Source organism: Bradyrhizobium sp. (genome assembly GCF_049512235.1).
Classification (GTDB): Bacteria; Pseudomonadota; Alphaproteobacteria; order Rhizobiales; family Xanthobacteraceae; genus Bradyrhizobium.
Genome location: NZ_JBEKXH010000480.1, coordinates 1 through 4,925, shown reverse-complemented (window position 1 = coordinate 4,925; position 4,925 = coordinate 1). Strand labels below are relative to the sequence as shown.

Sequence of the window (4,925 nt, the reverse complement as noted above, 5' to 3'; positions counted from 1 at the left end):
AAAAACCTGCGGCCAGTTTCCTGGCCGCAGGCTCACTTCTTGCGATGGTGACCATATGCCAGTGATTTGCCCGACGTGTCAATTCTTTTTTGCAGAGCGCGTCGGATGGGTTGAGCCCTCTGCGAAACCCATCTCTTTCGCAGGTCGAGACGGGCAGGTAATGCTCAAGTTGTCTTCGGCGATCAGTTGCGCCCAAGAACCCTTCTACAGCGATTGGCAGGGTCCGTCATTCAGGAAGAGAAATTATCATCGACGAAAATCTCCGCAAATCATTGCGGGGTCAATGTTACACCGCTCGATCGAGCCGTTTCGAGATTTTTTTCCACACCGCTCGGATGGCTGACGGCGTGTCCGAGGCGGCTTTTCGCGGAAGTTCTTCACCCACGACTTCTGTCGCAATAAATGTCTCGAGAAAATATGTCATGCCGGCACTTCCGCCTCGGGAGGAAGACCTCCTTCGTCGGGCTCCCGGGCCACTATCGCATTCGAATTCTCTGTCCAGGGTTCGCAAGCGTAGATCGTCCCCTCGTCGCCGAAGGTCGCGAGGTTTTCTATGATGTCAGAAATTTTTCTTACTTGCCCCATATCGAAAAGCCTCCCGATCCATTGGGACGGGGCAGGCGTTGCGCGAATTCAGGTTCCCTTTCGATCGCCTTGAGCAGCGTCTCGTTGGCTTCGGCCCCAGGCAAATCCCGCGGCCGCGCCGGACGGCCGCGGCTCGAATACGACTAAATATCGTGCTCGGTAAAATCGGGCTGAACGCTGTGCGCGATGGCGCTCATCTTCGCATGATCGGCTCTAAGATACCCGTAGGCGCTGAAAAAAGCCTTCTGTGCGAAACAGCGTTCAATTGTCTCGAACATGGCGGATACATTTTTAAATTCGGCAATATGATCGGTCTCGTCGTACATCACCAGCGGCACCTCACCAAAGAATGGGGAGGCGCTTTCACAGATGACGATGTAGAAATCACCGCCGCCATTGGCAAAAATCGGCAACCACGATCGGTGCCACAGGCTGTGGGTGCTGACCGAATGATAGACGGTGACCGCTTTTTCCAGATTCATCCAGTAAAAGCCCGGAAAAAAACTAATCTTTCCGAGCAGGTCCTTGCCTGCTGTCGTCGTTGTGCCGTCGCAGTAGGCATAAAGCTGAACCAGGTCTTTCGGCGGCCGCAGCCCGAGCGCGCGGATCCGCGCCTCCACCTCGGCCGGGCTCAACCCGGGGCGTCGGCGATCGGCGATCAGCGATCCGCACGCCCGCAGGTGACCAAAGATCCGGTCGACGGCGGTTTCGAGATGGCTAAGCATGGGCCTCTGGCTTGTCCTAAGGCGGTGGTGATATCCCGACACGGAATTGATCATGATGTCCTAACGGCTCGGTCGAAATAAAGTACAGGCAGCTCCTTTGCAACCACGACCGCGGCATCCGCGGCGGCGCGTGCTTCAGCCTTGAGGGCCGAACCGATTTCTCCAGCGGCGCCCGCGCGTTCGACGGTGCCGGCCACCTTGCCAGCCCGCTCGAGCACGCCCGCCGCACGAACGCCCGCCAACGGGACGCCAGCCGTAAACAAGGTCGACAGATCGCCGGCCACACCGACCGGATCCTGCTCGAAGGTCCGCTTCAGATTCTCTGGGCTGCCGTACCGATCGGCAAAATAGTGGCCGAGCGCGTCGGCATATTTCTCATGCTCGGCGCCACCCTTGATGCCGGCCTTTTCCAGCACGCCAAGCCCAAGGTTTTTGAAGCCCTCCAGCGTGTCGACCGGATGGATGAACGGCTGCACCACGCCTTTGCCGAACGCATAGGCGCTGGCCGGAACATTCGAGATCGCCTTGCCGATGCTCGCGCTGGCGCTGTCCGCCAGCCGGTTCACCACCGGCAGACCAGACGAAAACGGGCCGCCGTCGCCGATCAGCGGGCCACCCATGTCAGGCAGGTCTTTCGTCCTGTCCGATGGGCTGGGCTGGGAAGCTACGGTTGGCTCTGCCTGCGGAAAGAACAGCGGCGGCGGTGGCGCGCTGACGAACGGCTTCATCCAGTCCGGCACCGCCGATGGCGGTTTTGGCGGCGCGGGCTGGCCCGCATCATTCGCTGTTGCCAGCGGAAAGATCGGCGGCGCGCTGCCCCAGGGATTGCCGGCCGGAAGCTGTAGCGGCGTCGCCGCCGCCTGCGCTGCCCCATCATGGGCCGGCGGAAAGATCGGCAGCGCCATCCACCAGGGATCGCCTTGCGGCGACGGCAGCGGCCGCGGTGGTGAGGCGGCAAGGATCGGCGGCGCGTAAGGGTTATACCTCGCGCCGTCCCAGGCCGCGTCTGCCAGCGGGGGGTCTGCGCTATTGGCTGCGGGAAAGATCGGCGGACGAAATCCCCACGCGTTGCCAACCGGGGGCAGCGGAAGCGGCTCTGGCCTGGGCGCCGCGAAGATCGGCGGCGCCCAGGGATTATACCACATCGCATCAGCCACGGCCTTAGCTCGTCGCCTCGGCGGGCTCGCGCCGGTCGGATCGGTTGCCGACCGGGTGCGTGACGATCTCCATCGGCCGGTCGAACTCCGCGACCGCTTGCTCCAGCATCGACTTGAGATCAACGACGGACATTTTTCGCATGGCTACCCACGGTGTTTTCACGGGTCGTTTCGGCCGCCGCCGGCATGCAGCGGCGAAGCCCGCGAATGAGCAAAGCGACATCTGAGAAGGGAGGTCCGGTGAGGCGCGGAGGCACGCGCTGTCAGTGAACAAGGGCATGATCCCTCATCCGCCATCAATTCAGGCGCGAGCGTTCATCCTTGATCGCAAGGGCTTGTGTGCGCATGGAGCCTGGCCACACTACAGACCGGCAGGTTCGCGCGCCGCTGACAGAGAGGGTCCCGACCTCGGCGTAACGGCAACAGGCCTGGCGTCGATGCGTGGCAGAAGGCCGGCTCGCCAATGGCGCCGCCGTCCGATGCTGGAATGTGGGAGACAACAAAAAACCCACGGCCAATTTTGAGGCCGCGGGTTTTGATCACTGCGATGATGGCAATATAGCGGTGATTTGCCCGACGTGTCAAATCTTCCGCTTCCGCGCGTGTTCAGATCGTCCCACTGGGCTTGCCGTCAGTGCTGAACGGCCGCGGCTCGAATACGACTAAATAACGTGCGCGGTAAAATCAGGCTGAACGCTGCGCGCGATGGCGCGCATCTTTGCATAATCGGCTTCAAGATACCCTTCAGAGCAGAAAAATGCCTTCTGTCCAAAACAGCGCTCAATTGTCTCGAACATGGCGGACACATTTTGAAATTCAGCAATATGATCGGTCTCGTCATATATCACCAGCAGCACTTCACCAAAGAAGGGGGATTCGGGCTCGCAGATCACGACGTAGAAATCACCGCCGCCATTGGCAAAGATCGGCAACCACGATTGGTGCCACAAGCTGTGGGTGCTGAGAGAACGATAGACGGTGACCGCCTTTTCCAGATTCATCCAGTAAAAGCCTGGGAAAAAATCAGTCTTTCCGAGCAGGTCCTTCCATGGTGTCGTCGCTGTGCCGTCGCAGTAGGCATAAAGCCGAACCAGATCTCTCGGCGGCCGCAGCCCCAGCGCACGGATCTGCGCCTCCACCTCAGTCGGGCTTAACCCCGGGCGTCGGCGATCCGCGATCAGCGATCCGCACGCCCGCAGGTGATCGAAGATCCGGTCGACGGCGGTTTGGAGACGGCTCAGCATGGGCGTCAGGTTTGTCCTAAGGTGGTGGTGATATCCCGACACGGAATTGATCATTATGTCCTACGTTATTGTTACGATAGAACTCAGACATTGTCCCGCCCTGTCTGTGCTGCTCTGGCCTGGGCACCGGGGAAGTGCTCGCACCTTTGCCGCCTTCCCGGAAAGCCCGCGAATGAGCAAAGCGACATCTGAGAAGGGAGGTCCTGTGGGGCGCGAATGCACGCGCCGACTCGTGAGGTGAACAAGGGCATGATCCCTCATCCGCCATCAATTCAGGCGCGAACGTCTATCCTTGATCGCAAGGGCCTGCGTGCGCGCATGGAGCTTGGGATGGCGGGTTGCGGCTTTCGCCTTCGCGATAGACGCTTCGGCGGACAGGTCGCCTCCAACCGGCGTACGACTACAATATCCCAAATCGCCTCTTGCGTTCGGCGGTTTCGGCAAGCTGTCGCAATTCGGCTTCCGCCAGCCTGCCGTTGGTGACAATGGCGGTGAGATGATCCCTGACCTTGCCGACGATGTTGATCGCCAGGAACAGCTTTTCGCGGGCGCCGACGTCGTCGATCGTGGTGGCGCGCCAGGCGGCCGTGTAGCTGTCCTCCAGCCCCTTGAAGGCTGTCGCGAGCAGATCGCTCTCGAGCAATTGCCGGGCGCGGACGCCTTTGGCGGCGGCCTCCGAAAGGTGATGCTCATTCATTCGGTTTGACCTTCGTGAGCGGCCTTCAGCGCGGCCATTTTGGCGTCTTGCGCCTGCGCCGTGGCGGCGATGCCGAGCGCGGTCTCAGTGAGGCTCGCGTGGTGCTGCGCTTCGGCGTGGCGCGCCTTCTGCTCGGCCGCGATCGACATGGGCATCGATCAGCGCCAGCTTGGCGTTGAGTTCGGCCTTGACCTTGGCGATCTCGATATCGGCCTGGGCCTTGATCTACAGATGTAGGGCGTCGGTCCGGGCTTTGGCCTGTTCGAGCGCGGCTTGGTGGCGTTGGATCGAATCGCGGCTGGCGCGGCCTCGTAGCAGATGAGCAACGCGGCGTCCGGGAACGGAGCACGGATCCCGCTTGCGAAAACTTCGCCGATCGAGAAGCCAGCACATGAAAAAACCTGCGGCCAGTTTCCTGGCCGCAGGCTCACTTCTTGCGATGGTGACCATATGCCAGTGATTTGCCCGACGTGTCAATTCTTTTTTGCAGAGCGCGTCGGATGGGTTGAGCCCTCTG

At 60.8% G+C, this 4,925-nt stretch carries 9 protein-coding genes; all 9 read right to left on the bottom strand.

Features of this window, described 5'->3' with window-relative positions; translation table 11 throughout:
* Window positions 1-196, bottom strand: a 196-nt coding sequence (locus ABSG20_RS29975) for a hypothetical protein (protein WP_423868078.1), incomplete at its 3' end; no start/stop codon positions are given.
* A gap of 532 nt (window positions 197-728) precedes the next feature.
* Window positions 729-1,310 carry an SMI1/KNR4 family protein gene (locus ABSG20_RS29970; RefSeq protein ID WP_423868077.1) on the bottom strand — a complete coding sequence of 194 codons (582 nt, stop codon included), beginning with the start codon at window positions 1,308-1,310 and terminating at the stop codon, window positions 729-731.
* Between the two features lie 50 nt (window positions 1,311-1,360).
* Window positions 1,361-2,467: a hypothetical protein gene (locus ABSG20_RS29965; RefSeq protein ID WP_423868076.1), complete on the bottom strand. Its 1,107-nt coding sequence runs from the start codon at window positions 2,465-2,467 to the stop codon at window positions 1,361-1,363.
* Between the two features lie 4 nt (window positions 2,468-2,471).
* Window positions 2,472-2,609, bottom strand: a complete 138-nt coding sequence (locus ABSG20_RS29960; protein ID WP_423868075.1) for a hypothetical protein — start codon at window positions 2,607-2,609, stop codon at window positions 2,472-2,474.
* Window positions 2,610-3,129: 520 nt separating this feature from the next.
* Window positions 3,130-3,765 (bottom strand): SMI1/KNR4 family protein, encoded by a 636-nt coding sequence (locus ABSG20_RS29955; protein WP_423868074.1) that lies wholly within the window; start codon window positions 3,763-3,765, stop codon window positions 3,130-3,132.
* Window positions 3,728-3,979, bottom strand: a complete 252-nt coding sequence (locus ABSG20_RS29950; protein ID WP_423868073.1) for a NucA/NucB deoxyribonuclease domain-containing protein — start codon at window positions 3,977-3,979, stop codon at window positions 3,728-3,730. The genes ABSG20_RS29955 and ABSG20_RS29950 overlap by 38 nt, the downstream gene beginning before the upstream one ends.
* Before the next feature lie 132 nt (window positions 3,980-4,111).
* Window positions 4,112-4,408, bottom strand: coding sequence for a hypothetical protein (locus ABSG20_RS29945; RefSeq protein ID WP_423868072.1), 297 nt, complete (start codon window positions 4,406-4,408; stop codon window positions 4,112-4,114).
* Window positions 4,405-4,557 (bottom strand): hypothetical protein, encoded by a 153-nt coding sequence (locus ABSG20_RS29940; protein WP_423868071.1) that lies wholly within the window; start codon window positions 4,555-4,557, stop codon window positions 4,405-4,407. The genes ABSG20_RS29945 and ABSG20_RS29940 overlap by 4 nt, the downstream gene beginning before the upstream one ends.
* A gap of 76 nt (window positions 4,558-4,633) precedes the next feature.
* Window positions 4,634-4,925: hypothetical protein (locus ABSG20_RS29935; protein WP_423868070.1), on the bottom strand; the 292-nt coding region annotated here is incomplete at its 5' end.

Bases quoted from the DNA above. Each gene is read 5' to 3' on its own strand.
- ABSG20_RS29950 (WP_423868073.1), bottom strand. From the start codon at position 3,979: ATGGCGGATGAGGGATCATGCCCTTGTTCACCTCACGAGTCGGCGCGT.
- ABSG20_RS29960 (WP_423868075.1), bottom strand. From the start codon at position 2,609: ATGCGAAAAATGTCCGTCGTTGATCTCAAGTCGATGCTGGAGCAAGCG.
- ABSG20_RS29940 (WP_423868071.1), bottom strand. From the start codon at position 4,557: ATGTCGATCGCGGCCGAGCAGAAGGCGCGCCACGCCGAAGCGCAGCAC.
- ABSG20_RS29955 (WP_423868074.1), bottom strand. From the start codon at position 3,765: ATGATCAATTCCGTGTCGGGATATCACCACCACCTTAGGACAAACCTG.
- ABSG20_RS29970 (WP_423868077.1), bottom strand. From the start codon at position 1,310: ATGCTTAGCCATCTCGAAACCGCCGTCGACCGGATCTTTGGTCACCTG.
- ABSG20_RS29945 (WP_423868072.1), bottom strand. From the start codon at position 4,408: ATGAATGAGCATCACCTTTCGGAGGCCGCCGCCAAAGGCGTCCGCGCC.